This is a genomic window from Rhizobium redzepovicii, from assembly GCF_019793435.1.
Lineage (GTDB): Bacteria > Pseudomonadota > Alphaproteobacteria > Rhizobiales > Rhizobiaceae > Rhizobium > Rhizobium redzepovicii.
This window is the reverse complement of sequence record NZ_JAILYH010000134.1, coordinates 1-220: the sequence shown is the minus strand read 5'-3', so window position 1 is coordinate 220 and position 220 is coordinate 1. Positions and strand designations below refer to the sequence as shown.

Sequence of the window (220 nt, the reverse complement as noted above, 5' to 3'; positions counted from 1 at the left end):
CACGTGCCGAGTTCAGATCAACTTCGCCGCTGCAGCAGGTTGATCCATCGATCGAAGGCCGCAGCGGATTGTCGCTCGACCATACCGAATGGTTGGGCGACCAGCATATCCAGACGGATTATGAGCTGCTAATGCAGGACTTGCAGCGAAACGATCCGGATCTCGCCGCCAGGACGCGGCTTATCGATCCCCTGATAGCCCATTATCATCTGCGCCTGGG

General features: G+C 57.7%; 1 protein-coding gene. It reads left to right on the top strand.

Annotation, left to right across the window (positions count from 1 at the left end; all coding sequences use genetic code 11):
• A partial coding sequence (locus K6N12_RS33920; RefSeq protein WP_222149201.1) for a hypothetical protein occupies positions 1 to 220 on the top strand: 220 nt, incomplete at both ends.